The following is a 26059-nucleotide window of genomic DNA, read 5'->3' on the forward strand; positions in this document are numbered from 1 at the left end:
CAAACGGTTCCTCTCTAATCGGCACTATTGGATTTCAATAGTATTTATTGAAATGAAGCCCAGCAGGGGCAGGCCTGTCAAGCTCGAGCTCACGTGGGAGAGACGACCCGAGCGATTTTTCGAGAGACGCGAGGAAAACCGAGAGCCCCCTAGGTCTCTCCACAGTCTGGCTGCCGGTAGGTCCACGCGGAAGCTCACTTCGCGGTTGGCCTCGCGGCGCGTCTGTGCTGCTTATCCCGTCGCAACGCTTTCGCCGAGCTCTGTCGCATCCTGTCGGTCGAACTCCTGGAGGATCTTCTCGCTCTCTTCGAGATGACCATTGAACCGGGCAATGCGGTACGGATGGAGCGATGTGGGTAGCGGCACGCCAAGGATGCTCGCGGCGAGGCACTCGCCCACGGCCGGCGCGATCTGAAAGCCACCGCCACTTCCACCGAAGGCATGGAAGAGGCCCTCTGCCGTCGTGCTCGGTCCTACGACCGGCAGCATGTCGGGCAGATAGCCTTCAACGCCCGACCAACTCCGGATAACTTCGGCGTGCCGGAAGGCCGGCAGAGCGGAGACGAGCGCCGCCATGCCCGTACGGGTCTTCTGCGGCGGCACGAAGGTGTGCTTTCCATCGACGGTCGACCGCGTGCGCGGATAGCCTGCGAAAATGACGTTTCCACGCGGGATCTGGCGAACGATGACATCGCCTTCGACCGCCTGAATGGTGGGGCGCAGGATATAAGGCAGCGGCTCCGTTACGAATTGCGGTGGTCCGGCGGCGAAGATCGGCACGGTCTCGCCGAAAATCGCGGCCAGCTCACCCGCCCAGCCACCGGCGGCATTCACCAGGCTCGGAGCCGAATGCACCCGCCCATCCGCCGAGATAGCCGTGAAAAGTTCGTGCTCACGCCGGATCTCGGCGACCGAGAATCCCTCGTGGAGCACGCCCCCCGCCCGCAGGAAGGCACGGCAGACGGCTGGGGTCGCCAGCCGCGGATTGGCGGTGGCGCAGCGTTGCGAATAGCTTGCGATCGCAATCTCGGGCGCGAGCAGGGGCAGTCGGGCGCGGAGTGCGGCGCCTTCCAGGATCTCGACGGTGAGGCCAGAGGCTTCGGAGATTGCGGCATATTGCAGGAGTTTCACCCTGCCTTCGGGCGTTCGGGCAAAATAGACATGGCCGGCCTGATCGTACTCACAGTCCTCCCCGATCAGCTCGCCGAAGCCCTCCCAATGGGTCTGGGCGCGCAGCGACAGGGGATATTGCGCGGGATCACGGCCCTGCAGCCTGAGGCCGCCGAAATTCGCACCGCTCGACTGCGCGCCGACAAAGCCGCGTTCGAGGAGCACCACTCTCAGGCCGGCTCGCGCCAGGAAGAAAGCGGTGAAGGCACCGAAGAGACCGGCCCCGATCACCATCGCATCGAAGGCGGCCGGCCGGGTCATTCGGCGGCCTCCCGCATCGCCGCCGACATCGGGATCGGTCGGATCGGTGCCTGGGCCCGCAGGCGCCCGACCTCGGCAAGATCACGGCCCGTCGCCTCCGCCACCGCTTCGCCGAGCGCAACGCCGCAGTAACGGCCTTGGCAGCGCCCCATACCGCAGCGGGTGATCGCCTTGACGCGGTTGACTTCCACGGGTCCTGATGCGCGCGGCACGGCCGAGCGGACGTCGCCCAACGTGACGCGCTCACAGCGACAAAGGATGGTGTCTTCGGGCAGACGCGACAGCATCTCGCGGGGAATGCGGAAGGCCTCCGCAGCCGCAAGCTGGAAGCCCCTCGCGTCGTCAAGCCGGCGTCGCAGGCGCTTCATCTCATCGGGCTTCACGGCGTCACCGCGGCCTATTGCCTGAAGCATCGAGAGCGCTGCAAGGCGGCCCGCCACACTGGCGCCTTCCGCCCCTATCGTGCGGGCGCCATCTCCGGCAATCCATACCGCCGGCCCGGCCTGCCCGTCGGGCGACACACGGGGAAACCAGTGCCGCAGCACCGGGTCGAATTCGAAGGTGGCCCCGGCGAGTTCGGCGAGCTGCGTCTCGGGCCGCAGGCCGAAGCCGATCGCCACTGCGTCGCAGTCAAGACATTCTTCACGGCCGGCGGCATCACGGAAACGAAACGCCTCGACGCGGGCCTTTCCTTCGACCGCAAGCAGATCGACCCCGGCAAGAATACGCACGCCGGCGCGCCGCAGCTCCGCAATCAGCGTAAGGCCGTGGCTCAACGTTCCCGCAGCATGTCGGGCCATGCCGAGAGCGGCGTGCAGCTTGCCGCGAAAGGGCGTCGTATCGAGTATGGTGATCTCGCGCAGGCCGAGGCGACAATACTGAGCCGCCGCGAGATAGAGGAGCGGCGAGGAGCCGGCTAAGACAATCCTGCGGCCGATGAAGCTGCCGTGCCGTTTCAGCGCCACCTGCGCGCCGCCGAGCGAGAAAACGCCCAGCAACGTCCAGCCGGGCAGCGGAAGAATGGCGTCGGTCGCCCCGGTCGCTAGAAGGAGATGCGTATAACGCAGATCCCGGCACGCGCCGTCGCTCACAAGCTCAAGACCACCGTCGAAAGCACCCCAGACGAGCGTATTCGCCCGGTAATCGCAAGCCGATAAGATGAGGTCTTCCCGCGCCTCGCGCTCGTGCCGGCGCCTCGAAGCGCGCACACCGAACAGGCGCTCGGCCTTGCCGCGAAGAAGAGGCGTCAGACGCCGCGTGCCCTGCCCGCCGGGCCGATCGGACTCGTCAAGTAAGATCGGACGGATCCCGGCTTCGACGAAGGTCCCGGCGGCGGCAAGACCCGCGGGACCGGCTCCGACGATCACAGGAAGAGCTTCTCGGGGACCGCCGCTCATCGCATCACGTCTCGGAAAGCGGGGGCGCTGTCACCAGCGCCATGCCGTCCTCCGCCATGGTCATGCAGGCACGGACGCGACCGCCGCCCTCGCCCCAAAGGCTGCAATCCTGGCAGGCGCCCATGAGACAAAAACCCGCTCGGGAACGACCGTCAAATTCCGAGCGGCCGAGGGCTGCCCCATTGCGGAGGAGCACCGCCATCACGGTCTCGCCGCGTCGGGCCGGCAGGCGAACCCCGTCGAGGCTGATGAAGAGCTCAGCGGTGATCTCGTAGATCGGAACGAAAAGCCTGGAAGGAGACGCGGCGGATGTTGTCATTTCATTGCGATAACACCTATCGCATTAAGGCTGGACGCAGCCTACGCCCCTGTCAAGCAAGACCTCCCCTCAAGCAGGATCTCCGGCGAGCCTCAGCGGTGGAGCTTCAGAATTATTGAGCCCTCAAGGGATCGAGATCGACCGTCCGGCGGCAATGATCAGATTGGCGTACTTCTCCGTCACTTCCTCGGGAGAGAAGCGCGCCAAAGAGGTGGCGATGCTGACGGCGCCGGTCACCTTGTCGCCCGGGCCGATGATCGGCGCAGCAATCGAGGCATCTCCGCGGTAAAGCTCTTCAATGCAGACCGCGTAGCCCTGCTCGCGCACCTCGGCGATCAACTGCATCAGCCGTTCGGGATCGGTCACCGTCGCCGGCGTGTGCATCTGGAGATCCGATTTCTCAAGCACGGCGCGCGCGTCCTCCTCGCTCATTTGCGAGAGGATCGCCCGGCCCGGCGACATGCAATAGGCCGGCAGACGCGTGCCGGTGGTGACGTCGGCATTCAGCACATGCCGGCTCTGGATGCGGGCGATGTAGACGATCTCGGTGCCGTCGAGGATCGTCAGATTGACGGTTTCCTCGGTCTGCTTGCTAAGATGCTGCAGGACCGGCATCGCCCGGCCGACGAGTTCAGAGGACTGGCGGTAATTGTAGCCAAGGTCGAGCGTCTTGAGGGCCAGGGAGAATTGCCGCGTGACCGGATTCTTCGTCAGATAGCCGAGATGCTGGAGCGTGTAAGCGAAACGCTGCGCAGCGCTCAGATCCATATCCGTCTGCTCGGCGATTTCCGACAAGCTCATCGAAGGGTGCTTCGAGTCGAAGGCCTGAAGAACGCGAAACGCCTTCGCAACCGACTGCACCATCAGCGGGTTGGTTTTCCGTCCTTTTTGCGCCTGCGTGCTCATCTTTGCCCCTGATCCGCGGCTAGCGTTTTACATCCTGAAGGCGTGCCGTCCAGTGCGACCACCCGCCATGCGACCGTCCTTTGGTTGACAGAGCGCCGCCAACTGCATTATTTCGATAACTGTTATTGCAATATAATGGATACAATGGCAGATTCCATCCTCTCCGAGACAATCGGCCAAGTCCGCCGCATCACTCTGAACCGGCCGGACAAGCTCAATGCGTGGAACACGCAGATGCGTGACATGCTCAACGCCGCCCTCGACGACGCCGAGGCCGATCCGGACATTCGCGCCATCATCCTGACAGGCGCCGGCGACCGCGCCTTCGGCGCCGGGCAGGATCTGAGCGAAAGCAAGACCTTCGACGCGGACCGTGCCGAAACCTGGATGGGCGAATGGAAGGCGCTGTACAATCGCTTCCGCCTCGGCTCGAAGCCGATCGTTGCAGCACTCAATGGCCTGGCGGCCGGATCGGCCTTCCAGGTGGCACTTTTGTGCGATCTGCGCGTCGCGCATCCGGGCGTGAAAATGGGCCAGCCGGAGATCAATTCCGGCATCCCGACTGTCACCGGCAACTGGATCATGCGCGAGCATCTCGGTCTGGCCCGCACCATCGATCTCACCCTCACGGGCCGGATGATCGAGGCGGAAGAGGCCTTCGCGTTCGGCCTGATCAGCCGGCTCGTGCCGGCGGACGAGGTTCAGGCGACGGCGCTCGAACTTGCCGAACTCCTCGCTTCAAAGCCCCCCGTCGCCATGCGCCTCGACCGCCAGAGGATCGCAGAGGTGACGCAGGCCGGCTTCGACGACGCCATGAATTCGGGCATCCGCGTCCAAGTCGAGGCCTATGGGACCGGTGAGCCGCAGGCCATGATGGAAGCTTTCTTCGAAGCGCGCCGCAAGCGCTGAGCCGGACAATGCGATGACACACGGCGCCATTCCGCCCGAGGACATGCAGGGGTCGGCCGAGCCGCAGAACGACGGGGTTTCCACGCCGGTCTCCGATGTGCGCATTCACGGCTTGGCAAAAAACTTCAACGAGCTGTCCAACCGCGTACCCGAACGCGTGTTCGCCCACACGCCGGAGGGGCCGCTCACCTTCGGGGAACTCTCCGCCCGCGCCGAAGCGATGATCGCGCATCTGTCGGCCCATGGCGTGCGGCCGGGCGACCGTGTGGTCGTGATGATGCGCAACAGCCCTGCGTCGCTGGCGCTGATCTTCGGGTTGATGCGGGCCGGCATGATCTGGGTTCCGACGAACCCGGCGCTTGTGGGCGACGGGCTCGCCCATGCGATCAGGCTCGTCGAAGCCGCGATCGTGGTGTGCGATCCCGATCTCGTGGAAACCATCGAAAGCTGCGGCGCGGCAGCCGAAAACGGCATCCTGCCCTTGGCCGGGCTGCCGCCGGCCACACAGAGCGCGCGCTTTGAGAAGCCCCTTCTGGCCCCCGAAGACCTCGTCGCGCTCATGTTCACCTCAGGCACGACGGGTCCGTCCAAGGCTGTCATGGTCACGCATGCCATGCTGGAATTGTCGGCCCAGGCGGCGGCATTCTGCGCCGGGCTGCGACCGGGCGACAACCTCTATGTCTGGGAGCCATTTTACCATATCGGCGGCGCGCAGGTGATCGCATTGCCGCTCCTGCATGACGTCGTTCTGACGCTGCGAGACCGGTTCAGCGCCAGCCGCTTCTGGGCGGATGTGCGCGAAGCCGGCTGCACGCATATCCATCATCTCGGCGGCATCATCCAGATCCTTTTAAAGCAGCCCCCCTTGCCACTTGACCGCGACCACAATGTGCGGATTGCCTGGGGCGGCGGCTGTCCGGCAGATGTCTGGAAAGCCTTCGAGGACCGCTTCGGCGTGGCGATCCGCGAATGCTACGGCATGACGGAATCCTCGAGCCTGACGACCTGCAACACCGAAGGCGCCGTCGGCTCCGTCGGCCGCCCTCTCCCCTGGTTCACCGTGACGGTGAAGGACGACGCCGGCAAGGTGCTCGGCGCTGGCGAAGGGCGCGGCGAGATCATCGTGAATACGTCGCTTCCGGCAGCGATTTTTCCGGGCTATTACCGCAACCCAGAAGCGACGGCGAAGGCGCTGCGCGACGATGGTTTCCACACCGGCGATCTCGGCTCGTGGAACGAGGACGGGCTCCTCTTCTTCCACGGGCGCATGGGCGACAGTATCCGCTGCCGTGGCGAGAACGTCTCGTCCCATGAGGTTGAATCGATCGCGTTGCGGCATCCCGATGTCGAAGAATGCGCCATGGTCGGTGTGCCTGCCGAGGTCGGGGAATACGACATTCAGCTCTTCGTCGTCCGGCGCAAAGGTTCCGAACTGCAGCCGGACGCGCTCCATGCCTGGCTCGCAGCCCGCCTCGCACCGTATCAGCGGCCGCGCTACATCGCTTTCGTCGAGGAATTCCCGAAGACGCCGAGTCAGCGCATCCAGAAACACCGCCTCCCGCAAGAGCCCGAGGGGCGGTGGGACGGCGCAGCACATACGGAGCGGAGAAATCCATGAGCGTCGACGTCCTCGTCACCGGAACGGGCATGTTCGCAGGTCGGATCGTTCTCGATATCTCCGCAACCGCGAAGACGCCGGTCACCGTCATGGTCGCCGGCCGCAACGCCGAGCGGCTCGATTGGCTGCGCACCGCCGGGAATGCTCGCGCCCGCATGTTCGGCACACCTGCCCGCATCGTCACGCACCAGCTGGATCTGCTTGAGGATGCGGCGAGCGAGCGGATCCTGGAGATCGCCGCACCGCGCATCGTCGTGCAGGCCGCCTCGATCCAGACCTCGGCCGTGATCGCGCAGACGGGCAACAAATGGAGCCAGCTTGTCGCCGACGGCGGGCTTTCGGCGACGGCAATTTTCCAAGCTCTGATTTCCAGCCGCATGGCCGCCGCGATCAGCCGCAACGCGCCGGATACGCATTTCATCAATTGCTCGTTTCCTGACGTCGTGAACGGCCTGATCGCCGCCATGGGCCACCGCGTCCTGTGCGGGACCGGCAATGTGGCGATCCTGTCGAATGTGTTCGACGGAGCCGAGGCGCGCGCTGCGCTCGGCGCCGGTGCACTTCGCATTCTGGCGCATTACCAGTGCCTCGCCCCGTGGCGGCGCAAGGCGGAAGAGCGCAAGGGTGCCCCCGCCCCCCGCGTCTTCCTCGGCGACACCGAGATCGATGACGTGTTCGCCACCTTCGCGGATGTGCGCCTGACGCCAGAGCCCGCGATCGAGGTTTCCGGTGCGAGCGGCGTGACCCTCATTCTGGCGCTTGCCGCCGGCCTTCCCTGGTCGGGCCATGTGCCGGGGCCGAACGGTCTGCCCGGCGGCTATCCCGTCGCGCTCGAGGACGGCGCTCTGTCGCTCGATCTGCCCGCCGGCGTCTCAGAGGACGAGGCAATTGCCTGGAACGACGCCTTCGAAACGAAAAACGGCCTGACGATCGAGGGGACGCAAGCCGTTTTTCACGGACGTCTCGCGGAGCTTCTGGAACGCGAGGGTTTTGCCCATGCGCAGGGCTTCGACGTCCAGGCGCTCGAGGCCGTGTGCAAGGACATGCTCGGCCTGCGCGACAGGCTTCTGGCGCAGCCGCAGCACTGAGACGGCTTTTTACCTGACAGTCTAAAGCGCTCGCCGGAGACGCGGCGAGCGACCTTGCGCCCTCAGCTCGTCAGCACGCCGCGGATCGCGCGACCCGGTGTCAGCGCCGCCACGCTCTCCACGATGCTTGCCGTGTCGATGCCGTAATGGCGGTAGAGGTCGGCGATCGTGCCTGTCTGGCCGAAATGCTCCACGCCGAGCGGCACCGTGCGGTGCCCGGCAACGGCGCCGAGCCAGCCAAGTGTCGCGGGATGACCGTCCGTCACCGTCACGATGGTGCAGTGGCGCGGCAGAGGCTTCAGCAGCGTTTCCACATGACCGGCGGCCTTGCGATGACCCCGCCGACGGGCGCGCTGCGCCGCCGTCCAGCCGGCATTGAGGCGGTCGGCAGAGGTGACGGCGAGAACGCCGATATCGCGCCGGCCCTCGCCCAATTGCCCAGCCGCCTGGATCACTTCCGGGGCGACGGTGCCCTGATAGGCGAGCACGACGTCGGCATTCGGCCCCGGCTCGCGCAGCCAATAGGCGCCGTCGATGACGCCGCGGGTAAAGTCTTCGTCGGTGCGCCGGATCGGCTGCTCCAGCGGGCGCGTCGTCAGCCGCAGATAGACCGAGCCGCCGGTCTCGTCGCGCAGCCAGGTCCGCTCGTCCGGATCGCCTTCGCCATCGCGCTGCAGATAGTCGAAGGCCCAATCCATGATCACCGAGAGTTCGTCCAGGAAGGCCGGCTCGAAGCTTGCCAGCCCGTCCTGGCTGAGGCCGATGAGAGGCGAGCCGATCGACTGATGCGCGCCGCCCTCGGGTGCTAGCGAGATGCCGGAGGGCGTGCCGACGATGAGGAAGCGCGCATCCTGGTAGCAGGCATAGTTGAGGGCATCGAGACCGCGCGCGATGAAGGGATCGTAGACAGCACCGATTGGAATCAACCGCTCGCCGAACAGCGTATGCGACAGACCCGCAGCGCCGAGAAGCAGGAAGAGATTCATCTCGGCGATGCCGAGCTCGATATGCTGACCTTCCGGCGAGAAAATCCATTTCTGCGCCGAGGGCACGCGCTCGTCGCGAAACGTGTCGGAGAGCGCCTGGCGGGCGAAGAGGCCGCGGCGGTTCACCCAGGGTCCGAGATTGGTCGAGACCGTGACGTCCGGCGCAGTGGTGACGATGTGATCGGCGATTTCAGAGCCGGCACGCGCCAGGCCATCGAGGATCTTGCCGAAGCCGGCCTGGGTGGAGAGCACCTTGTCGTCGAGCAGGACCGGCCCGGGCGTTGCGACCTTCTTCGCCTTGTAGCGCCGCGTTCCCTTCTCGAAGAAAGGTACGGCAGCGAGAAAGCGGCGAAGCTCCGGATCGTCGCCGCAGGTGGCGAAGGGCCCCCATTCGGCACCGTCGGCAACGCCAAGGGCCGATTTCAGCTCGCCCATCTGGGCGCCGGTCATCAGGCCGGCATGGTTGTCCTTGTGGCCGGCGAGCGGTGTGCCCCAGCCCTTGATCGTATAGGCGAGGAAGACCGTCGGCGTATCGTCGTCCACGGCATCGAAGGCGTCGGCGAGCGAGCGCACACAATGACCGCCGAGATTGTTCATGAGTTCGCCGAGCTCGGCATCGGAGCGCCGTTCCAGAAGCTCGCTCACCGCCCCCTGATCGCCGATATCGTCCATCAGCCGCTTTCGCCATGCGGCCCCACCCTGGAAGGCGAGCGCCGAATAGAGCTGGTTCGGACAGGTGTCGATCCAAGCCCGCAGGCGGTCCCCGCCGGGCTCCTCGAAGGCGGCGCGTTGCAGGGCGCCGTATTTCAGCACCACGACATTCCAGCCAAAAGCGTGGAACACCGCCTCGATGCGCTGCCACAGCCCCTCGCGCACCACGCCGTCGAGGCTCTGGCGGTTGTAGTCGATGATCCACCAGGTGTTGCGCAGCTCGTGCTTCCAGCCTTCCTGCAGGCATTCGTAGACATTGCCTTCATCGAGCTCGGCATCGCCGACAAGGGCGATCATGCGCCCGAGCGGCACGTCACGACCCCAGCTGTGGGCGGTGATGTAGTCCTGCACGAGCGAGGCGAAGGCGGTGATGCCGACGCCGAGGCCGACCGAGCCGGTGGAGAAATCGACGTCGTCGACGTCCTTGGTGCGGCTCGGATAAGATTGGGCGCCGCCATAGCCGCGAAAGGCTTCGAGCTTGTCGCGGGTCTGGTTGCCCATCAGATACTGCATGGCGTGGAAGAGCGGCGAGGCATGCGGCTTCACCGCCACCCGGTCCTCGGGCCGAAGGGCGTGGAAATAAAGCGCCGTCATGATCGACACCATGGAGGCGCAGGAGGCCTGGTGACCGCCGACCTTCACCGCATCCTTCTCGCGCACATTGTTGGCGTTGTGGATCATCCAGGACGAGAGCCACAAAAGCTCCTTCTCCACCGCCTTCAGGTGCCGGATTGTGTCCGTGTCCATGGTGTTTCTCCCCTCCCTGTCCGCACCATCGCCGGCGCGTTTTTTGACTGACCCTCGTCGCTCCAGACCCCTGCGCGCTTCTTCTTATGCGTTCACGTCCCTCGTCCTCGCAGAGGTCTATTTCTCGTAGGCGGGGTCGATGGGCACACGGTAGCCGTTGACGAGCCGGTTGGTCTCGTTGGCCATGCCGACAACCGCCATCAACTCGCCGAACTGCGCCGCCGTCATCCCCGCCTTCTCCGCGGATGCGGTGTGACTTGCGATGCAGTAGCCGCAATTGTTGGTGACGCTGACGGCCACATAGATGAGCTCCTTGACGAGCGGATCGAGCGCTCCGGGCGCCATCACCTCCTTGACGCTCTCCCAGGTGCGCTTCAGCGTCGTCGGATCGTTGGCGAGATACTTCCAGAAATTGTTGACGTCGGGGATACCCCGCGAGGTCTTGATGTCGTCGAAGACCGCCTTTACCTCCGGCGATGCGTCCGCATATTCGATCGACTGCGGCTTACCCATGGCTTTTCTCCCTCAAGTTGTTTTCAAACGATAGACCGGCGATCTCGCCGACCGTGACCGGTTTCAACGGCATCCGGCTGCGATAGTATCCAACCGCTTCCGGCGTGGCTCCGGACAGTGCGGCGATCGTCTCCACCACCGTATGGCCGCACAGGCGCCCCTGGCATGGGCCCATGCCGGCGCGGGTAAAACTCTTCAGCTGATTGGGGCCGGGACAGCCTTCCGCAACGGCGCGCCCCACCTCGCCCCGCCTCACCTCCTCGCATCGGCAGACGACGACGTCATCGTCGTCTGGCACGCGCATGCTCTGCGCCGGGCGGTAAAGCGCATCGAGGAAAGGGCGCAACGCAAGTTCGCGCCGACGCGCCTTGATGAGCGGCCGCGTGGCCGCCTCGAAGGATGCGCCGTCGAGGCGCTCAAGGTCGTGCGCCACCGCATGGCCGGCAATTTCACCCGACAACGCCGCGGCTTTCGCCCCGGCGATGCCGGCACCATCGCCGGCGGACAGAAGCCAGGCGAGGCTGGTGCGGCCGAACGCGTCCGTCTCGGGCCGGAAGGCGAGCTGGCGTTCGTCCCAGACATGCCGGCATCCGGCCGCTACGGTCGGGTTGAGGTTCGGGATGATGCCCTGGTGCAGAAAGACGCGTCCCGTCTCGATCTCATGGAAGCCTTGCGGGTCGCGCCAGCGCACGGCGGCGAGATGCCTATCGCCCACGAGTTCGACGCTTTCCACACGCCGGTAAACGGCGACCGGCGAGGCGGCGATGCGGGCGAGCATGCCGATCCCCTTGGCGAGCATACCCGGCGCGGCAAGTGCGGCCGGCAGATGCTGCAGCGCGGTCATTCGGTTTTGCGGCGGCGTGGTATCGAGGATCGCCCGGATGCGGACACCGGCTTTCAGATATTGGCACGCCACGAGCGCCAGGAGCGGTCCGCAGCCGATGAAAACGGCATTGTCGGCAATCATTCCCTCGCTCTTCAGGAGGATCTGAGCCGCTCCCGCCGTCATCACACCGGGAAGCGTCCAGCCTTTGATGGGGAACGGACGCTCCATTGCCCCACCGGCCACGAGAATGCGTACGGCCGCGATCTCACCCCCGCCAGCAGGCGCTCTCCAGGAGAGACCGTCCGGCGCGATCCGCCAGACCATGGCGCGCGGATAGTAGCTCGCTCCGCTTTCCCGAAACGCCTCGGCAAGCGGCCGGCCGGCGAGATAGTCCGCGCCAAGAATTGCGCTACGCCCCGCCTCCGCTGTCTCCACATCACGGTAGATCTGGCCGCCCGGCGCCGGCTGCTCGTCGAAGACGGCGACCTTGAGCCCATGCCGGCGCGTCGCAATGGCTGCAGCCATGCCGGCCGGACCTGCGCCGACGATCGCGAGATCGACACGGTTTGCGTCACTCAAAGCTCGCCCTCCGCCTCGGTGATGGCCGCAGCTCCTTCCTGGATCTCAACCGTCATGCCGGCGCGGACCCTCTCCAAACAGGTCTGCCGGTTCGGAACGGCATCGATGATCGCAAGGCAGTCAAAGCACACGCCCATCATGCAATAGGGTTCGCGCGGCGCACCGCCCGCAGGCGTCGTGCGAAACGGCGAGAAGCCTGCCTCAAGAAGGGCTGCGGCAAGGTTCGCCCCCTCCTTCATCTCCACCGGGCGCCCGTCGACATTGACCGTGACGCGCCCGCCGGCGCCTGCATCAAGCCGCCTGAACATGAAAACGCTCCGGCGAGAAGGGCCGATAGGCTGGGCCCGAAAAGCCTTCGGCCATGAGGGTCTCCACCAGCGGACCGGCATGAAAGGAGGAGAGCGTCACGCCGCTGTGGACGCTGACAAGGAAGGCACGACGATCCTCCGTCTGCTGATAGATCGGCGCACCGTCCGGGCTCATGATCCTGAGCGCACCCCAGGCGCGCACCACCTGAACGTGGCGCAGGAGCGGAAAGGCCGCGACGGCGCGTATAGCGGTCTCGCGCAACACCGGAAGCGTCGTCCCCTCGTCGAAGCCGACCTCCTCAGAGGATTCACCAAAGACGCAGCCGCCCTCCACGGTCTGGCGGACGAAATTGGTACCGCAGTCGAGGAAGGGACGGACCTTTTCCGTCACAAGAATTTGGCCGCGGACCGGACGCACCGGTGCGTCGAGACCGAGAAGCGGCGCAAGCCGGGCATTGCCGAGCCCGGCAGCGAGCACCACCCGCTCCGCCCGCACGGGCCCCTTCTCCGTCGCGATCTCGACACCACCTCCGGAAACGGTGATACTTTCCGCCCTCTGGCAAGGAAGGTATTTGCCACCGAGAAGGACCGTTCCCTGGATCAGGGCGCGCAGGAGCCGCAAGGGGTTCGCCGTGCCATCGTCGGGCGAGAAGATGGCACCAGCAAGCGCTTGACCTGCGGCCGGCAGCCGGCGCCTCAGCTCGTCAGCCTCCAGCACCTCAAAGCGGCTCTTCACCGTCGCGGCGTCGTTGAGGCGCGCCATCATGGCGCCGCGCTTTTCAAGTTCCTCCGGCGAAAAGCAGAGAAAGAAGGCGCCGGGCCGGCGGAAATGCACGTCGACGCCCGTCACCTCCCGAAGCTCGTCGGCGAAGCCCGCCCAGTCATTGGCAGCGCGCCGGCTGAGATCGGCATAGGGAGGAAGGGCCGCCCCCTTCCCTTGCACCCAGACATTGCCGAGATTGCCGCGGGCCGCCCGGTGCGCGACATCGCCCTCGTCGAGGAGGAGCGGCTTTGCGCCGGCGCGGGCGAGCCCATAGGCGATGGCGGCGCCAACGATGCCGCCGCCAATCACCGCCCATTGCGTAGAACGCGCTTCGCTCACGGCTCAGTCTTGCACGTAGCGTCGCGGCCGTAGCCCGGCATGGAAAAGGTTCACCATCGACACCGTGTCGTAGACCGGAATGCCGAGACGCTCGGCAATGTCGGCGGTGAACGGTGCGAGGTTGGTGCATTCGAGCACCAGGGCACCGACATCGGGATGGTCGGCGAGGAACTTCTCCGCCGTTGCGACCACCTCGCCCCTCAAAGTCTCGAAGGTAACGGAGTTGTCGCCCTCGCGAATCCAGCGCACGAAGTTTGAGTTCTGCGGCATGCCACCGACGGGCGTCGCTGGGTCGACGTCGACGGCCTCGAGGTACGGACCGTTCAGCACTTCGCCATTGTAGGTGAGGATGCCGACCTTCTTGCCGGTCGGCAGCATGCGCTCGACCATCGGCACCTGCAGGAGACTGCTCGTCGCCACCGGCACGCTGCAATAATCGGCGAGCTCGCGCTGGTAGATCGACAGGAAGCCGCAGGTCGTGGTGATGCCGTCGACGCCGGCCTCGATGAGCTCATCCGCCGCCTTCTTGAAGGGTTCGAGCAGGCTCGAATTGTGCAGGTCCGTCATCATCGACGGCACGGCCCCGGTCACCACCTTGTACTGCACCGGGAAATTCCAGGTGCCGGCGTGGCCGATATCGCCCATGTAGCGGCGGAAATAGGAATGCACCATCAAGATGCCGACGGAGACGCCGTAATAGGTTTTCTTTCTGTCCATTGAATTCACCTAAGCTTCGTTCGTGAGTTCGGAGGCAGGCTCGCGCTCGGCCATGGCGGCGAAATAGCGCCGCCCTCCAAAAATGACGGTGGCGACGAGGGCAAAGCCGAAGAGGCTGCGATAGAGCTCCGGCACCTCATGCAAGAGCGCGCAGCCGATGCCGGCCACGATAAGGAGCCCGCGCAGCCAGAACGGCAGGCGGCCGTCGGTGTAGCCGACATAGCCGAGGCTAATCAGCACGATACCGCTGGCGATCGCCGCCGTAGCGGTGACGATTTCGTAGAGAGATCCATCAAGCGTGATCGCCGGCTCGTAAATAAAGGCGATGCCGACGATGAAACCGCCGACGGCCATGCGGAAGGCATGGAACCCGGTCATGATCGGATTGGCTCGCGCGATCGCCGCAGCCGCATAGGAGGCGGCCGCGACCGGTGGTGTCGCATCGGCAAGAACCGCGAAATACAGCACGAAGAGATGGATCGACAGGAGCGGCGCCACGCCATGCTCGGCAATGATCGGCGCTCCAATGGCGGCGGTGATGATGTAGGCGGGTGTGGTCGGTACACCCATTCCGAGGAACAGGCAGCTTATCGCCACCAGCACGACGAGGAGGAACAGGGAATCCCCCGCCAAGTCCTTGATGATGCCGGTGAAGGCGAGCAGGAGCCCGGTATTGGTGAGGGCTGCGGTGATGATGCCGGCAGCCGTAACGGCGACAGCGATGACGCAGATCGTGCGCCCGGCATTGACGAGCGCCGTCCAGATCTTCATCGGCCCCATACGCGTATGCGTGCGCAGCCAGGCGCTGAGGACGACGGCGACCGTTGCCCAGAAGGCGGAGAAATACGGCGAGAAGTGCATCGTCATCAGCGTCAGAAGCACGACGATCGGGATGATGAAGTGCACGTCGAAAAGGACGTCCCGGAAGGTGGCGATCTCGTGCTTCGGCAGCGAGGCGATACCGAGCCGCTTCGACTGGAAGTGCACGGCGACGAAGATGCCGAGATAATAAAGAACCGCGCCGATGAAGGCGGCGGAGATGATGTCGACATACGGCACCGAAATCATCTCGGCCATGACGAAGGCGGCGGCGCCCATGATCGGCGGCATGATGAGACCGCCGACGCTTGCCGCCGCTTCGATGCCGCCGGCCATCGCCGGCGGGAAGCCCATGCGCTTCATCTCCGGGATGGTGACGGAGCCGGTGACGACGACATTGGCGACGGAGGAACCGCTCGTCATGCCGAAGAGGCCGGATTCCACCACCACGACTTTCGCCGGCCCGCCCTTGTAGCGCCCGGCGAGGAAGGTCCCGAGATGCATGAAGAGCCGGCCCATGCCGCTTGTCTGCAGGAAGGCACCGAAGACGAGGAAGGCTGCGACGATGGTCGCAGAAATGCCGGTAAGCTGACCGTAAAGGCCACTGCCGTTCATCAAATAGAGGATGTCGATGATCTGGTTGTACGGCAGGTCGCGGTAGTACCAAACACCGGGCAGCAGATCGCAGATGAACATATAGAGGATGACGAGGCCGGTCAGGATCGACAGCGCGATGGAAAGAGCGCGCCGCACCGCCTCCAGGATCAGGACGACGAGAATTGTGCCAAGCACCGTCTCCAGAAGCGTCGGGGGATCGATGAACGCGCTGCGGTCGTAGACCCGGCCCGGGTCGAGATAGATATAAAGGCTCGGCAGAAAGGCAGCGACGGCGAAAATGCCGTCAAACAGGCTCGGGCGATGGCGCGGTGAGCTCTTGAAGGCCGGGTAGAGCAGGAAGATGGGCGGCACCGCAAACATGAGGTGCAGGCTCGCGAGCTTCAGCGGCTCGGGAAAGCCGAAGCCGGTGAAATAGAAGTGCAGGGCCGCCATCGCGGCCAGCCAGACGGCGACAGCGATGCCGATCGGTCCGTTGAGGTCACGCATGCTTCACCACTCCCCTGCGCAGCAGGAGCGCCCGAGGGCGCGGGCGCTCCCGGGTGGTCATTTCATGAAGCCGAGTTCCTTGTACGCCTTCTCGGCGCCCGGATGCAGCGGCACCGGCTGGTTCTTCCAGGCCACGCTCGGATCGTAACGGCCAAGCACCTTGTAGATGTTGCCGAAGCGGTCACGGTTCTCGATCAAGGTCTTGGTGATCGTGTAGGCGGTGTCCTCCGAGACTTCCGAAGACATCAGGATGAGCGCTTCCATGGTGGTGACGGGGACGTCGCCTTCGCCCGCCTGAAGCTTCTCGTAAGACCCGGCCCGAATGACGCCCTTGCCGTAACCATAGGTGTCGGAGAGATAGGCCATCAGATCGTCGCCGAAGGGCACGAGCCGCGCCTCGCGGCGGCCGGTCTCGGTCTCCAGCGCAATGCCGGTCGGCGCGCTGCCTGCACCCCACAACACGTCGATCTGTCCGTCCTGGAAGGCGGAGATGAGCTGCGTGTAGGTGCCGTTGATGAGCGTTCCACCCGCCTCGGAGATCTTTTCAGAGGAATTGTCGTAGAAAGCGAGCGCCCGTTGAAGCGTCAGCTCCTCGGACGTCGCGCGCGGCGAGGTGCCGATGCGAATCTTCGGATCGGCGAGGATCTCGGCCAGCGGGCGCTGATCGTCGGAGGCGACGATCACGTGGAACTCCGCCGGCGCCCAGGTGCCGCCGAGCGAGCGCAGCGTCTCATGCTTGCGGTCATACGGATCCTCGCCCTTCATCGCCGCTGCGGCCAGAAAGTCGATGCCCATGCCCATCTGGCTGATGCCGCTTTCGATACGTGTGGGGTTGTCGCGGCCGCCGCCCGGCACGACGCGGATTTTGATGTCCGAGTTCTCCTCCATGACGATGTTGGCAAGGCCGGTCACGATCGTGAACCAGCTGCCGCCCGGCGAGCCGGCGGCCCATTCAAGGTTCTCCGCGGCCCGGCTCGGCGCCGCCGAGAGGAGCACTCCCGCACCGAGAACTACGGCGGCTGCGAGCCGCGCTCCGAACGCTGCAATTCCTGTCTTCATCACGTTCCCCTTTGCTTATGGCAGGCAGACGGCTCGGAGCGGAAAGCTCCGGGCAGCTACCCGCGGGTGAAGGCATCGAGCCGGTCGAGGCCGGATTTGAGATCCGCCTTCAGATCGTCCGCGTCCTCGAGGCCTGCGTAGAGACGCACGAGACTGCCCTCGGCCTCCCAGCGCGTCGCCGTGCGGGCATGTCCCGGATCGGTGAGGAGGACGAGGCTCTCAAAGCCGCCCCAGGAGAAGCCCTGGGAAAAGAGCTGCAGCGCTTCCACGAAGGCGATGGCGCCGGCCTTCGTGGTGGCGAGCTCGACGGCGAAGAGGCCCGAGGCCCCGGAAAAGTCCCGGAGCCACAGAGCATGATCGGGATGAGAGGCAAGGGCCGGATGCAGGACGCGCCGCACCTGCGGCTGGCATTCCAGCCATTCGGCAAGAGCGAGCCCCGTGCGGTAATGCCGTTCCAGCCGCACGGCGAGCGTGCGCAGACCGCGCGCGGCGAGATAGACGTCGTCGGGCGAGATGCGGTAGCCGAGCCAGTTCGCCGCCTGTCGCAGCAGCCGGTGATGGTCCTCACGCGCCGCAGTCACCGTGCCGATCATGGCGTCGGAATGGCCCACGACGTATTTTGTCGCCGCCTCCACCACCAGATCGACGCCGAGCGCGAGCGGCTTCAGGAAGAGCGACGAGGCCCAGGTATTGTCGCACATGGTGAGCGCGCCGTGGGCCCGCGCCACGGACGTGATCGCCGGCAGATCCTGGATTTCGAACGTTAGAGATCCTGGCGATTCCAGATAGACGAGGCGGGTGTTCGGCCGCATCGCCTCTGCGATCGCCGCCCCGGCCCGCGGATCGAAATAGCTCACCTCGACGCCACTGCGGGCGATGAAGGCCGAAAGAGAGGTGCGTGCCGGCTCGTAGACGCTGTCGGTCACCAGCACATGGTCGCCGGGCTTTAGAAAGGCGACGAGCGGCAGCACGCAGGCGGCGAGACCGGACGGGACGGCGACGGTGCCGTAACCACCCGACAGGACTGCGATCGCCTCTTCGAAGGCAAAGACATCGGGCGTGCCGAAACGGCCGTAGAATAAGGTGCCTTTGTCGAAGCGGGCGCTCTTGGCGGCTTCGAGATCTTCCACTGTGTCAAAGACGATGGTCGAGGCGCGGTGCAGCGGCATGTTGACCGGCCCAGGATGGGCGACCGGCCGACCGATCCGGCTCAGGAGCGTCTCCGGGCGGGGCTGAGAGCCTGACGAACCGCTATCGGGCATCTTGTCCTTTCCGCTTCAAGTAGAACAGACGAGGGCAGCGTGGCGTATTGCATGCCATCCGTCAATATTGTATGCCAACATTCTTCTATCAGAGCATTCCGCTCCCCCGGTTTGAAGCAACAAGAATCCGCTATGCGGCGCGCTGGAAGAAAGCCGTTCGGCCTTTGGCCCGCCGAGAGAAACCGCCTTCCGGGCGCCGGGGACGAGAGAAGGACGAGGAGCGCCAGGCCAAGATGGATGAGACCAATACCGACCTCCGATTCCTTTCGGGCAGAAGTGGCGAGACTGGCGCCCATGGCGTGGCGCCGAGACCCCTGCCCCAGCAGGTCGCAGCGTATGTTCGTGATCTAATAATCCACGATCACCTGAAGCCCGGCGAGCGCATCCGCGAGCGCCGCATCGCCGAGGAGCTCAACGTCTCCCGCACGCCGCTGCGCGATGCGCTCAAGATCCTGGCGATGGAGCGGCTCGTTGACCTGACACCCAACAAAGGGGCGGTCGTCGTCCAGTCCACGGATGCCGAAATCGCGGAAATGCTGACGGTCTATTCCGAGCTCGAAGCGCTCGGCGGACGCATCGCCTGTGGTGCCGCAACGGAGGCCGACATCCTGCGCGTCGCCCATTACGACAAGGTGATGGCACGTGCCTTCGCCGAGGAGGACAGGGCCGCGTATTTCGCCGCCAATCAGGGCTTCCACCTTGCCATCGTCGCCGCCTCCCACAATTCCACGCTGATGGAGATGCACAGCCATCTCAACATCCGTCTCTACCGCATCCGCTATCTGGCCGTGATGAGTACGCAGGAATGGACGGCCGCCGCCGGGGAGCACAGCGAGCTTCTCAACGCCTTGAAGGCCCGCGACGCCGACCGCCTCACCTATCTGCAGCGCGAACATCTGGGCTTCGCGTGGCGCCTTCTCGGTGCATGGAACCCGCCCATGACCCTCCGCGGCCTGACGGACCTGCCGCGGCCGGGCAAAGCCTGAGCCCATCCCGAAGATCACAGCAAAAAGAGGATTTTCATGTCGAAAGCGATCATCCAGACCGACAAGGGCGGACCAGAGGTGCTGGAATGGCGCGAGCGCGAGGATCCGACGCCAGCCGAAAACGAGGTGTCGCTTCGCCATACCGCCATCGGAGTCAATTTCATCGACATCTATGTGCGCGAGGGCGCTTATCCGATGATGACGCTGCCGGGCACGCCCGGCATGGAGGCGGCCGGCGTCGTTGAAAGCCTTGGGCCCGGCGTCGAAGGGCTGAAGGTCGGTGACCGCGTCGCCTATGTTACGACCGCCCCCGGCTCCTACAGCGAACGTCGGGTCATGCCGGCCGACCGCCTCGTCCCGCTTCCCGACGACATCAGCGACGATACGGCCGCCGCCCTTATGCTGAAGGGCATGACGGTGGAGCGCCTCCTCCACAAGACGGCAGTGGCGACGGCGAACGATACGATCCTCATCCATGCGGCAGCCGGCGGCGTCGGCCTCCTTCTCACCGCCTGGGCGAAAGCCATCGGCGCCACCGTCATCGGCACGGTCGGCTCCGAGGCCAAGGCGCAGCTCGCGGCCGACGCAGGCGCCGATCATGTCGTCGTCAGCACCAAAGAGGACGTCGCGGAGCGCGTTGCCGAGATCACTGGCGGCAAGGGCTGCCGCCTTATCTATGACGGCGTCGGCAAGGACACGTTTGAGACGTCGCTGAAAGCCGTGGCGAAGTTCGGCCATTTGATCAGCTTCGGCAACGCGTCAGGCGCCGTGCCGCCGGTCAACATCGCCGTTCTTGCGCCGAAATGCATCGCGCTGTCGCGCCCGCAGGTGTTTCCTTACATCGCCGACCGCGCCGACCTTCTGGAGACGGCGGAAAACCTCTTCGCCGCCATCCGCAAGGGCATCGTGCGCAGCGACATCAACCAGACGTTCCCGCTCGCCGAGGCTGCCGAGGCGCATAGAGCCCTTGCCGCCCGCCGCACCACGGGCCAGATCGTCCTTCATCCTTGAGGCTAATCCGGGCCGGTCGCGAAGGGTTGCGGCCGGCCCGACCCTCCCAGCCAAGCACCGTCGATGAGGATTCCGCCGCATGCTGCCTGAGCCCGAGAAGCCGACCGTCGCCACCCATTGGGGCACCTACCGCGCTCGCTGGGAGGGGGGTGAGCTCACGGCGCTCGATCCGGTGGCAGAGGATCCAGATCCCTCCCCCATCGCCGGCTCGATGATCGATGCGCTCAACAATCCGAGCCGTATTCTGCGCCCCGCGGTGCGCCGATCCTTCCTCGAGACAGGCCATAGAGCCGGCGGCGAAGGACGCGGCGCAGAACCTTTCGTCGAAGTCACCTGGGAAGAAGCTCTCGACCTCGCGGCGGCCGAACTCGACCGCGTGCGCAAATCTCACGGCAACGGCGCCATCTACGGCGGCTCCTACGGCTGGGCGAGCGCCGGGCGCTTCCACCATGCGCAGAGCCAGATCCATCGCTTCCTCAACACGATCGGCGGCTACACCCGCTCCGTCCAGAACTACTCCTACGCCGCCGCCGACGCGATCGTGCCGCATGTGCTTGGCGACAAGCGTGGTCTCGTCTCGCGCCACACGAGCTGGGACGTGATCGCCAAAGCGAGCGGTCTCATCGTGATGTTCGGCGGTGCGCCGCGCAAGAACGCCCAAGTCTCCTCCGGCGGCATCGCCCGCCATATCGTCGGCGAGGCGATCGCGACGGCGCAAAAAAACGGTGCGGAGATCGTCTCCGTCAGCCCGATCCGCGACGACACGGTCGGCGATCCCGATCCGGAATGGCTGCCGGTCCGACCGACAAGCGATGTCGCCTTGATGCTCGGGCTCGCCCATACACTCGCCATCGAGGGGCTTGCGGACCGCGCCTTTCTGGAGCGCTACACCACCGGCTACGACCGGTTCGAAGCCTATCTCTTCGGACGACATGACGGCACGCCCAAGGACGCCGATTGGGCGGCGTCGCGGACCGACATTCCGGCCGAGACGATCCGCGCCTTAGCCCGGCGCATGGCCGGCACGCGCACCTTCATCATGATGGCGTGGTCGCTGCAGCGCGCCGATCACGGCGAGCAGCCCTATTTCATGGCCATCACACTTGCCGCCATGCTCGGCCAGATCGGTCTGCCGGGCGGGGGCTTCGGCTTCGGCTACGCATCCGTCAACGGCATCGGCAACGATGTGCCGGAGATGTCCTGGCCGTCGCTACCGCAGGGCAACAACGCTATCACAGACTTCATCCCAGTTGCCCGCATCGCCGACATGCTTCTCGGCCCTGGGGAAACCTACGACTTCAACGGCGAACGCCGCCGCTATCCCGATATTCGTCTCGTCTACTGGGCCGGGGGCAACCCCTTCCACCACCATCAAGATCTGAACCGGTTGCGGCATGCCTGGCAGCGACCGGAAACGATCATCGTGCATGAATCCTGGTGGAACCCGCTCGCCCGCCATGCCGACATCGTCTTTCCCGCAACGACCGCGCTTGAGCGCAACGACATCGCAGCCGCAAGCCGCGACCGGTTCATTTCCGCCTCGCATCGCATCGCCGAACCGGCGGGCGAGACGCGCGACGACTTCGCCATCTTCACCGGTCTTGCCGCTCGCCTCAAGGTGGAAGAAGCGTTCACGGACGGTCGCAACGAGGAAGGATGGCTGCGCCATCTCTACGGGATCGCCCGCCAGCGCGGCAGCGAAACTGGGCTCGATTTGCCGGATTTCGACACGTTCTGGCGCACCGGGCTCTGCCTCTTTCCTGCGCCAGCAAAGGATCGCAACCTTCTCGACGACTTCCGAGACGATCCGGAGACGAACCCGCTGCCGACACCTTCCGGCCGCATCGAGCTCTTTTCCGAGACGCTCGACGGCTTCGGCTACGACGACTGCCCGGGACACGCCGCCTGGCTCGAACCGCGCGAATGGCTCGAGAGCCCCGCGGCGATCCGCTTCCCGCTCCATCTCCTCTCCAACCAACCGAAGACACGGCTCCACAGCCAGTATGATTCCGGCAGCCATTCGCGCGCCCACAAACTGCACGGCCGCGAGCCGATCCGCATGCATCCGGACGATGCCGCCGCACGCGGCATTGGCGACGGCGACATCGTGCGCGTCTTCAACACCCGAGGTGCCTGTCTCGCTGCCGTCCGGCTTTCCGATGCGCTGCGGCCGGGCGTGGTGCAGCTCTCCACCGGCGCCTGGTACGATCCGCTCGACCCGGCCGCACCCGACAGCCTCGACAAGCACGGCAATCCCAACGTTCTCACCCGCGATGAGGGCACATCGCGCCTCGGCCAGGGGCCGAGCGCCCAATCCTGCCTCGTGGAGGTGGAGCGCTTCGAGGGAGAGGTGCCGGAGATCACCGCCTTCGACCCACCGGCCTTTGCGGCACGCCCGACTGCGAAAACGGTGGAGCGCGAGGGATGACACGCCGTCCCGCCTCTCCGACGGTCTGACCCATGCGCATCGTCTTTCACAGTCAGACGGCAGATCCTGTCGCCTGGGGCAAGGCGCTCGCGGCTGAGCTGCCGGGAGCGGAGCTCAGGGTCTGGCCCAATGTCGGCGATCCGAATGAGATCGACGCCCTTCTCGTCTTCCAGATCCCGCCACGGGCTTTCGAGCTCTTCCCCAATCTCAGCTGCATCCATCTCTTGAGCGCCGGTGCCGACCAGATCGCCTCCAATCCGGACATTCCCGACCATCTGCCGGTGGTGCGGCTCATCGAGCCCGGCCAAAAGGCCGGCATGATCGAATACGTCCTGCACGCGGTTCTCCACTACCACCGCGGTTTTGATGTCTTCGCCCGGTGGCAGAGCGCCCGATACTGGGAGGAGGTCCCCCGTACACCCGCGGCCGAGCGCCGGGTGGGCGTGCTCGGTCTCGGGGGTCTCGGAGGTGCCGTCGCCGAGGCGCTCGCCGCTTCAGGCTTCGACGTCGCCGGCTGGTCGCGCAGCGAGAAATCCTTCAAGGGCGTGACGAGTTTCCACGGCCCGGACGGGCTCGACGCCTTTCTTGGCCGAAACGAAATCCTCGTCGCGATCCTGCCGCTCACACCGGAGACCCTGGATCTCTACGATGCGGCTTTCTTCGCGCGCATGCCGGCGGCAAGCTACTTCATCAATGTCGGACGCGGGGCACAGCTCGTCGAGGCCGATCTGATTGCGGCCCTCGACAGCGGCCATCTCGCGGGGGCCACGCTCGACGTGTTGCGCAACGAACCGCCGGATGCCGACAATCCAATCTTCAACGCGAAGAACCTCATCCTGACGCCGCATGTCGCCACCTGTGCAGATCCCATCACCGGTGCCCGCGTCGTTGCAGAGAATCTCCGCCGCGTCCGCGACGGGCTGCCGCCAGACGGTCTGGTCAGCCGCGCCTGAAACCCGCCACAGCCGTATCGCACACAGCCGCGCGCCGCGAAGACCGGCCAAAGCGGCAGAAATAAAGCGCGTTCAAGCGTCGTCGGGCTGTCACCGAGCAATCGTCCGGTTGTCATCCGGCTTGGTTAAGGAATGCGACCGCAGGAATTCCGCATGGAGACGGTCGTGTTTCGAAACATCCTTTTGACTTCCGCAGCGCTTGCGCTCGGATCCACCGCTGCATTTGCCCAGGACATCGTCCAGAGCAACAGCAGCTGGTACACCGATGCGGAGGCGGCTCTCAATCAGCGCCTCGAACATCAGCCGAACACCAACCGCGCCAAGAACGTCATTCTGTTCATCGCTGATGGCATGGGTGTCGGCACGAACTATGCCATTCGGCTTTATGCCGGCCAGCAGAACGGGGAATACGGCTCTGAGCACGTGCTTCCCTACGAGGCCTATCAGGACTTTCCGAACGTGGCGCTCGTGAAGACCTACAACATCAACGCCCAGACGCCCGATTCCGCGCCGACGGCCGGCTCAATGAACACCGGCGTGAAGCAGGTCTTCAACACCATCAATCTGAGCGAAAACGCCGTTCATGACGAATGCGCCTCGGAAGAAGGCAATAAGCTGACGCTCTTCTCCGAACTGATGAGCGAGATGGGCAAGTCGGTCGGCGTCGTCACGACGGCGCGCATCACCCATGCGACGCCCGCTGCGGCCTATGCCAAGACGGCAAACCGCAACTGGGAAGGCGAAGCGCCGGAAGGCTGCACCGACATAGCGACGCAGCTTGTCGACCAGATGAAGGCGGGCGTCGTCGACATCGCCATGGGCGGAGGCCGTCGCTATTTCCTGCCTGAAACCGTGACCGACGAAGAAGGCAAGAAGGGCAAACGCAAGGACGGACACAATCTCGTCGACGAAGCCAAGGACGCCGGCATCCAGTACGCCTGGAATACGGAGACCGCAAAGGCGCTCAACCTCGACGGCGACACGCCTGTGCTTGCCCTCTTCGAGGACAGCCACATGAAGTACGAGCACGACCGCACGGAAGCCGACGAGCCGTCTCTGACCGAGATGACCAAGACGGCCATCGATTATCTCTCCAAGAATGACGATGGCTATTATCTCGAAATCGAGTCTGGTCGCGTCGATCACGCCAATCACGACGGCAACGCCTTCCGCACCGTGACCGACGGCGTGGAATTCGCCAATGCGGTCGCCGCCGCAGCTGCGATGACCAACCCGGAAGATACGCTCATCATCGTCACGGCCGACCATGAGCATTCGATCGCACTCAACGGCTATTGCGGACGCGGCTCGCCGATCCTCGGGCTCTGCTACGATATCGGCAAGGGCCAGGTGAAACATGCCGACGAGCCGGTTCTCGGCGACGACGGCAAACCCTTCACCGTCATCGGCTTCCTGAACGGCCCTGGCGCCGTCCTGAAAGAGCAGGAAGACAAGAGCTATTCCGGTTCCCGCCCCGACCTCACCGAGGAAGAGGCGGAAGATTCCGAATATGTGCAGCAGGCTCTGATCCCGATGTCGTCGGAAAGCCATTCCGGCGAGGACGTGGCGGTGTGGGCGCGCGGTCCCTTCGCGCATCTCTTCGATGGCGTCATCGAGCAGAACTACATCTTCCACGTGATGAACCACGCGGCGAACGCCGAATAGGCGGCAATCACGGATGCCCGAGAACGGCATCTCGCTCCCAGGGAGGCTCCGGCAACCGCCGGGGCCTCTTGCGTGACTGACACACATTGCGGCAAGGGCGCGCCATACCCGAAAACGGTGTCGCACCCGCGCCAGCTTTTCTCAGCTGTCACAAAGCCCGGCTACGGTGGCGCCATGCCAAACGAACCCCTCATCAACCGGCGAACTCTGCTTGCCGCTGTCGCTGCGGCGGTGGCCGTCGGCCCTTCCCGCGCCCGCGCAGAGACGTTGCGTATGCGCGATCTCTACAACAAGGACCTCTCCTTCTCCGATCTCGCGCAGAGGATGGAGAGGGAGCGCATCGAAGTGCGGGGCTATATGGCGCCCCCGCTCAAGGCGGAATCGCGCTTCTTCGTGCTCACCAAGCGGCCGATGGCCGTCTGCCCCTTTTGCGAGACGGAAGCCGAATGGCCGGACGATATCCTTGCCGTCTACACCAAACGCGTCATCGACGTCGTGCCCTACAACGTTCCGATCATCGTGGAAGGCACGCTCGAGCTCGGCACCTATGAGGACCCCGAGACGGGCTTCGTCAGCCGCGTGCGCACGGTCGAATCCCATTACGCCCGCGATTGA

22 protein-coding genes are annotated in these 26059 nt (G+C 65.0%); 9 read left to right on the forward strand and 13 right to left on the reverse strand.

All coding sequences use genetic code 11. The features are described from left to right. Positions 1-231: 231 nt before the first annotated feature. The 4 genes from J2R99_RS02545 to J2R99_RS02560 all read right to left on the reverse strand — a co-directional run bounded on the left by J2R99_RS02545 (position 232) and on the right by J2R99_RS02560 (position 4053). Positions 232-1431, reverse strand: coding sequence for an NAD(P)/FAD-dependent oxidoreductase (locus J2R99_RS02545; RefSeq protein ID WP_307152923.1), 1200 nt, complete (start codon positions 1429-1431; stop codon positions 232-234). Beyond that, complete coding sequence (locus J2R99_RS02550) at positions 1428-2828, reverse strand: FAD/NAD(P)-dependent oxidoreductase (RefSeq protein WP_307152924.1); 1401 nt, start codon at positions 2826-2828, stop codon at positions 1428-1430. Before J2R99_RS02550 ends, J2R99_RS02545 begins: the two co-directional genes overlap by 4 nt. Positions 2829-2832: 4 nt before the next feature. After that, positions 2833-3147 carry a (2Fe-2S)-binding protein gene (locus J2R99_RS02555; protein ID WP_307152925.1) on the reverse strand — a complete coding sequence of 105 codons (315 nt, stop codon included), beginning with the start codon at positions 3145-3147 and terminating at the stop codon, positions 2833-2835. Positions 3148-3270: 123 nt separating this feature from the next. After that, complete coding sequence (locus tag J2R99_RS02560; RefSeq protein ID WP_307152926.1) at positions 3271-4053, reverse strand: IclR family transcriptional regulator; 783 nt, start codon at positions 4051-4053, stop codon at positions 3271-3273. Positions 4054-4197: 144 nt separating this feature from the next. On the opposite strand from J2R99_RS02560, the gene J2R99_RS02565 reads away from it, so the two are divergent. Genes J2R99_RS02565 through J2R99_RS02575 form a run of 3 tightly spaced genes read left to right on the forward strand, consistent with a single transcriptional unit; the run spans position 4198 to position 7668 of the window. Beyond that, a complete protein-coding gene (locus tag J2R99_RS02565) occupies positions 4198-4962 on the forward strand; it encodes an enoyl-CoA hydratase/isomerase family protein (RefSeq protein ID WP_307152927.1) in 765 nt (254 codons plus the stop codon). 13 nt (positions 4963-4975) lie between these two features. Beyond that, a complete protein-coding gene (locus tag J2R99_RS02570; RefSeq protein WP_307152928.1) occupies positions 4976-6580 on the forward strand; it encodes an AMP-binding protein in 1605 nt (534 codons plus the stop codon). Further along, entirely contained in the window at positions 6577-7668 is a 1092-nt protein-coding gene (locus J2R99_RS02575; protein ID WP_307152929.1) for a hypothetical protein, read from the forward strand. The genes J2R99_RS02570 and J2R99_RS02575 overlap by 4 nt, the downstream gene beginning before the upstream one ends. A gap of 62 nt (positions 7669-7730) precedes the next feature. Here the strand turns inward: J2R99_RS02575 and J2R99_RS02580 are convergent, their stop codons facing one another. The 9 genes from J2R99_RS02580 to metC all read right to left on the reverse strand — a co-directional run bounded on the left by J2R99_RS02580 (position 7731) and on the right by metC (position 18401). Next, a complete protein-coding gene (locus J2R99_RS02580; RefSeq protein WP_307152930.1) occupies positions 7731-10112 on the reverse strand; it encodes a thiamine pyrophosphate-binding protein in 2382 nt (793 codons plus the stop codon). Between the two features lie 117 nt (positions 10113-10229). Continuing rightward, positions 10230-10625: a carboxymuconolactone decarboxylase family protein gene (locus J2R99_RS02585; RefSeq protein WP_307152931.1), complete on the reverse strand. Its 396-nt coding sequence runs from the start codon at positions 10623-10625 to the stop codon at positions 10230-10232. Continuing rightward, complete coding sequence (locus J2R99_RS02590) at positions 10618-12030, reverse strand: FAD/NAD(P)-dependent oxidoreductase (protein ID WP_307152932.1); 1413 nt, start codon at positions 12028-12030, stop codon at positions 10618-10620. Before J2R99_RS02590 ends, J2R99_RS02585 begins: the two co-directional genes overlap by 8 nt. Further along, positions 12027-12338 carry a 2Fe-2S iron-sulfur cluster-binding protein gene (locus tag J2R99_RS02595; RefSeq protein WP_307152933.1) on the reverse strand — a complete coding sequence of 104 codons (312 nt, stop codon included), beginning with the start codon at positions 12336-12338 and terminating at the stop codon, positions 12027-12029. The genes J2R99_RS02590 and J2R99_RS02595 overlap by 4 nt, the downstream gene beginning before the upstream one ends. Continuing rightward, on the reverse strand, positions 12322-13440 hold the full coding sequence (locus tag J2R99_RS02600) for an NAD(P)/FAD-dependent oxidoreductase (RefSeq protein WP_307152934.1): 1119 nt from the start codon (positions 13438-13440) through the stop codon (positions 12322-12324). The genes J2R99_RS02595 and J2R99_RS02600 overlap by 17 nt, the downstream gene beginning before the upstream one ends. A gap of 3 nt (positions 13441-13443) precedes the next feature. Further along, on the reverse strand, positions 13444-14157 hold the full coding sequence (locus J2R99_RS02605; RefSeq protein ID WP_307152935.1) for an aspartate/glutamate racemase family protein: 714 nt from the start codon (positions 14155-14157) through the stop codon (positions 13444-13446). A 9-nt stretch (positions 14158-14166) separates the two neighbouring features. Then, positions 14167-16080, reverse strand: coding sequence for a TRAP transporter permease (locus tag J2R99_RS02610; protein ID WP_307152936.1), 1914 nt, complete (start codon positions 16078-16080; stop codon positions 14167-14169). Between the two features lie 57 nt (positions 16081-16137). After that, entirely contained in the window at positions 16138-17139 is a 1002-nt protein-coding gene (locus J2R99_RS02615; protein WP_307152937.1) for a TAXI family TRAP transporter solute-binding subunit, read from the reverse strand. Between the two features lie 56 nt (positions 17140-17195). Beyond that, on the reverse strand, positions 17196-18401 hold the full coding sequence (metC, locus tag J2R99_RS02620; protein WP_307152938.1) for a cystathionine beta-lyase: 1206 nt from the start codon (positions 18399-18401) through the stop codon (positions 17196-17198). A 233-nt stretch (positions 18402-18634) separates the two neighbouring features. Between metC and J2R99_RS02625 the strand changes: the two genes are divergently transcribed. The 6 genes from J2R99_RS02625 to J2R99_RS02650 all read left to right on the forward strand — a co-directional run bounded on the left by J2R99_RS02625 (position 18635) and on the right by J2R99_RS02650 (position 26059). After that, positions 18635-19387 (forward strand): GntR family transcriptional regulator, encoded by a 753-nt coding sequence (locus J2R99_RS02625; protein ID WP_307152939.1) that lies wholly within the window; start codon positions 18635-18637, stop codon positions 19385-19387. Between the two features lie 36 nt (positions 19388-19423). Then, positions 19424-20398 carry a quinone oxidoreductase family protein gene (locus J2R99_RS02630; RefSeq protein ID WP_307152940.1) on the forward strand — a complete coding sequence of 325 codons (975 nt, stop codon included), beginning with the start codon at positions 19424-19426 and terminating at the stop codon, positions 20396-20398. Positions 20399-20477: 79 nt separating this feature from the next. Next, a complete protein-coding gene (locus J2R99_RS02635; RefSeq protein WP_307152941.1) occupies positions 20478-22826 on the forward strand; it encodes a molybdopterin-dependent oxidoreductase in 2349 nt (782 codons plus the stop codon). Between the two features lie 32 nt (positions 22827-22858). Continuing rightward, positions 22859-23779 (forward strand): 2-hydroxyacid dehydrogenase, encoded by a 921-nt coding sequence (locus tag J2R99_RS02640; protein WP_307152942.1) that lies wholly within the window; start codon positions 22859-22861, stop codon positions 23777-23779. 165 nt (positions 23780-23944) lie between these two features. Then, positions 23945-25444, forward strand: a complete 1500-nt coding sequence (locus J2R99_RS02645) for an alkaline phosphatase (protein WP_307152943.1) — start codon at positions 23945-23947, stop codon at positions 25442-25444. A gap of 174 nt (positions 25445-25618) precedes the next feature. Next, entirely contained in the window at positions 25619-26059 is a 441-nt protein-coding gene (locus J2R99_RS02650) for a hypothetical protein (protein WP_307152944.1), read from the forward strand.

This window comes from Rhodopseudomonas julia (assembly GCF_030813515.1).
GTDB lineage: Bacteria > Pseudomonadota > Alphaproteobacteria > Rhizobiales > Afifellaceae > Afifella > Afifella julia.

Coding starts and splice junctions, on each gene's coding strand:
- J2R99_RS02545 (WP_307152923.1), bottom strand. CDS start 1,431: ATGACCCGGCCGGCCGCCTTCGATGCGATGGTGATCGGGGCCGGTCTC.
- J2R99_RS02550 (WP_307152924.1), bottom strand. CDS start 2,828: ATGAGCGGCGGTCCCCGAGAAGCTCTTCCTGTGATCGTCGGAGCCGGT.
- J2R99_RS02555 (WP_307152925.1), bottom strand. CDS start 3,147: ATGACAACATCCGCCGCGTCTCCTTCCAGGCTTTTCGTTCCGATCTAC.
- J2R99_RS02560 (WP_307152926.1), bottom strand. CDS start 4,053: ATGAGCACGCAGGCGCAAAAAGGACGGAAAACCAACCCGCTGATGGTG.
- J2R99_RS02565 (WP_307152927.1), top strand. CDS start 4,198: ATGGCAGATTCCATCCTCTCCGAGACAATCGGCCAAGTCCGCCGCATC.
- J2R99_RS02570 (WP_307152928.1), top strand. CDS start 4,976: ATGACACACGGCGCCATTCCGCCCGAGGACATGCAGGGGTCGGCCGAG.
- J2R99_RS02575 (WP_307152929.1), top strand. CDS start 6,577: ATGAGCGTCGACGTCCTCGTCACCGGAACGGGCATGTTCGCAGGTCGG.
- J2R99_RS02580 (WP_307152930.1), bottom strand. CDS start 10,112: ATGGACACGGACACAATCCGGCACCTGAAGGCGGTGGAGAAGGAGCTT.
- J2R99_RS02585 (WP_307152931.1), bottom strand. CDS start 10,625: ATGGGTAAGCCGCAGTCGATCGAATATGCGGACGCATCGCCGGAGGTA.
- J2R99_RS02595 (WP_307152933.1), bottom strand. CDS start 12,338: ATGTTCAGGCGGCTTGATGCAGGCGCCGGCGGGCGCGTCACGGTCAAT.
- J2R99_RS02605 (WP_307152935.1), bottom strand. CDS start 14,157: ATGGACAGAAAGAAAACCTATTACGGCGTCTCCGTCGGCATCTTGATG.
- J2R99_RS02610 (WP_307152936.1), bottom strand. CDS start 16,080: ATGCGTGACCTCAACGGACCGATCGGCATCGCTGTCGCCGTCTGGCTG.
- J2R99_RS02615 (WP_307152937.1), bottom strand. CDS start 17,139: ATGAAGACAGGAATTGCAGCGTTCGGAGCGCGGCTCGCAGCCGCCGTA.
- metC (WP_307152938.1), bottom strand. CDS start 18,401: ATGCCCGATAGCGGTTCGTCAGGCTCTCAGCCCCGCCCGGAGACGCTC.
- J2R99_RS02625 (WP_307152939.1), top strand. CDS start 18,635: ATGGATGAGACCAATACCGACCTCCGATTCCTTTCGGGCAGAAGTGGC.
- J2R99_RS02630 (WP_307152940.1), top strand. CDS start 19,424: ATGTCGAAAGCGATCATCCAGACCGACAAGGGCGGACCAGAGGTGCTG.
- J2R99_RS02635 (WP_307152941.1), top strand. CDS start 20,478: ATGCTGCCTGAGCCCGAGAAGCCGACCGTCGCCACCCATTGGGGCACC.
- J2R99_RS02640 (WP_307152942.1), top strand. CDS start 22,859: ATGCGCATCGTCTTTCACAGTCAGACGGCAGATCCTGTCGCCTGGGGC.
- J2R99_RS02650 (WP_307152944.1), top strand. CDS start 25,619: ATGCCAAACGAACCCCTCATCAACCGGCGAACTCTGCTTGCCGCTGTC.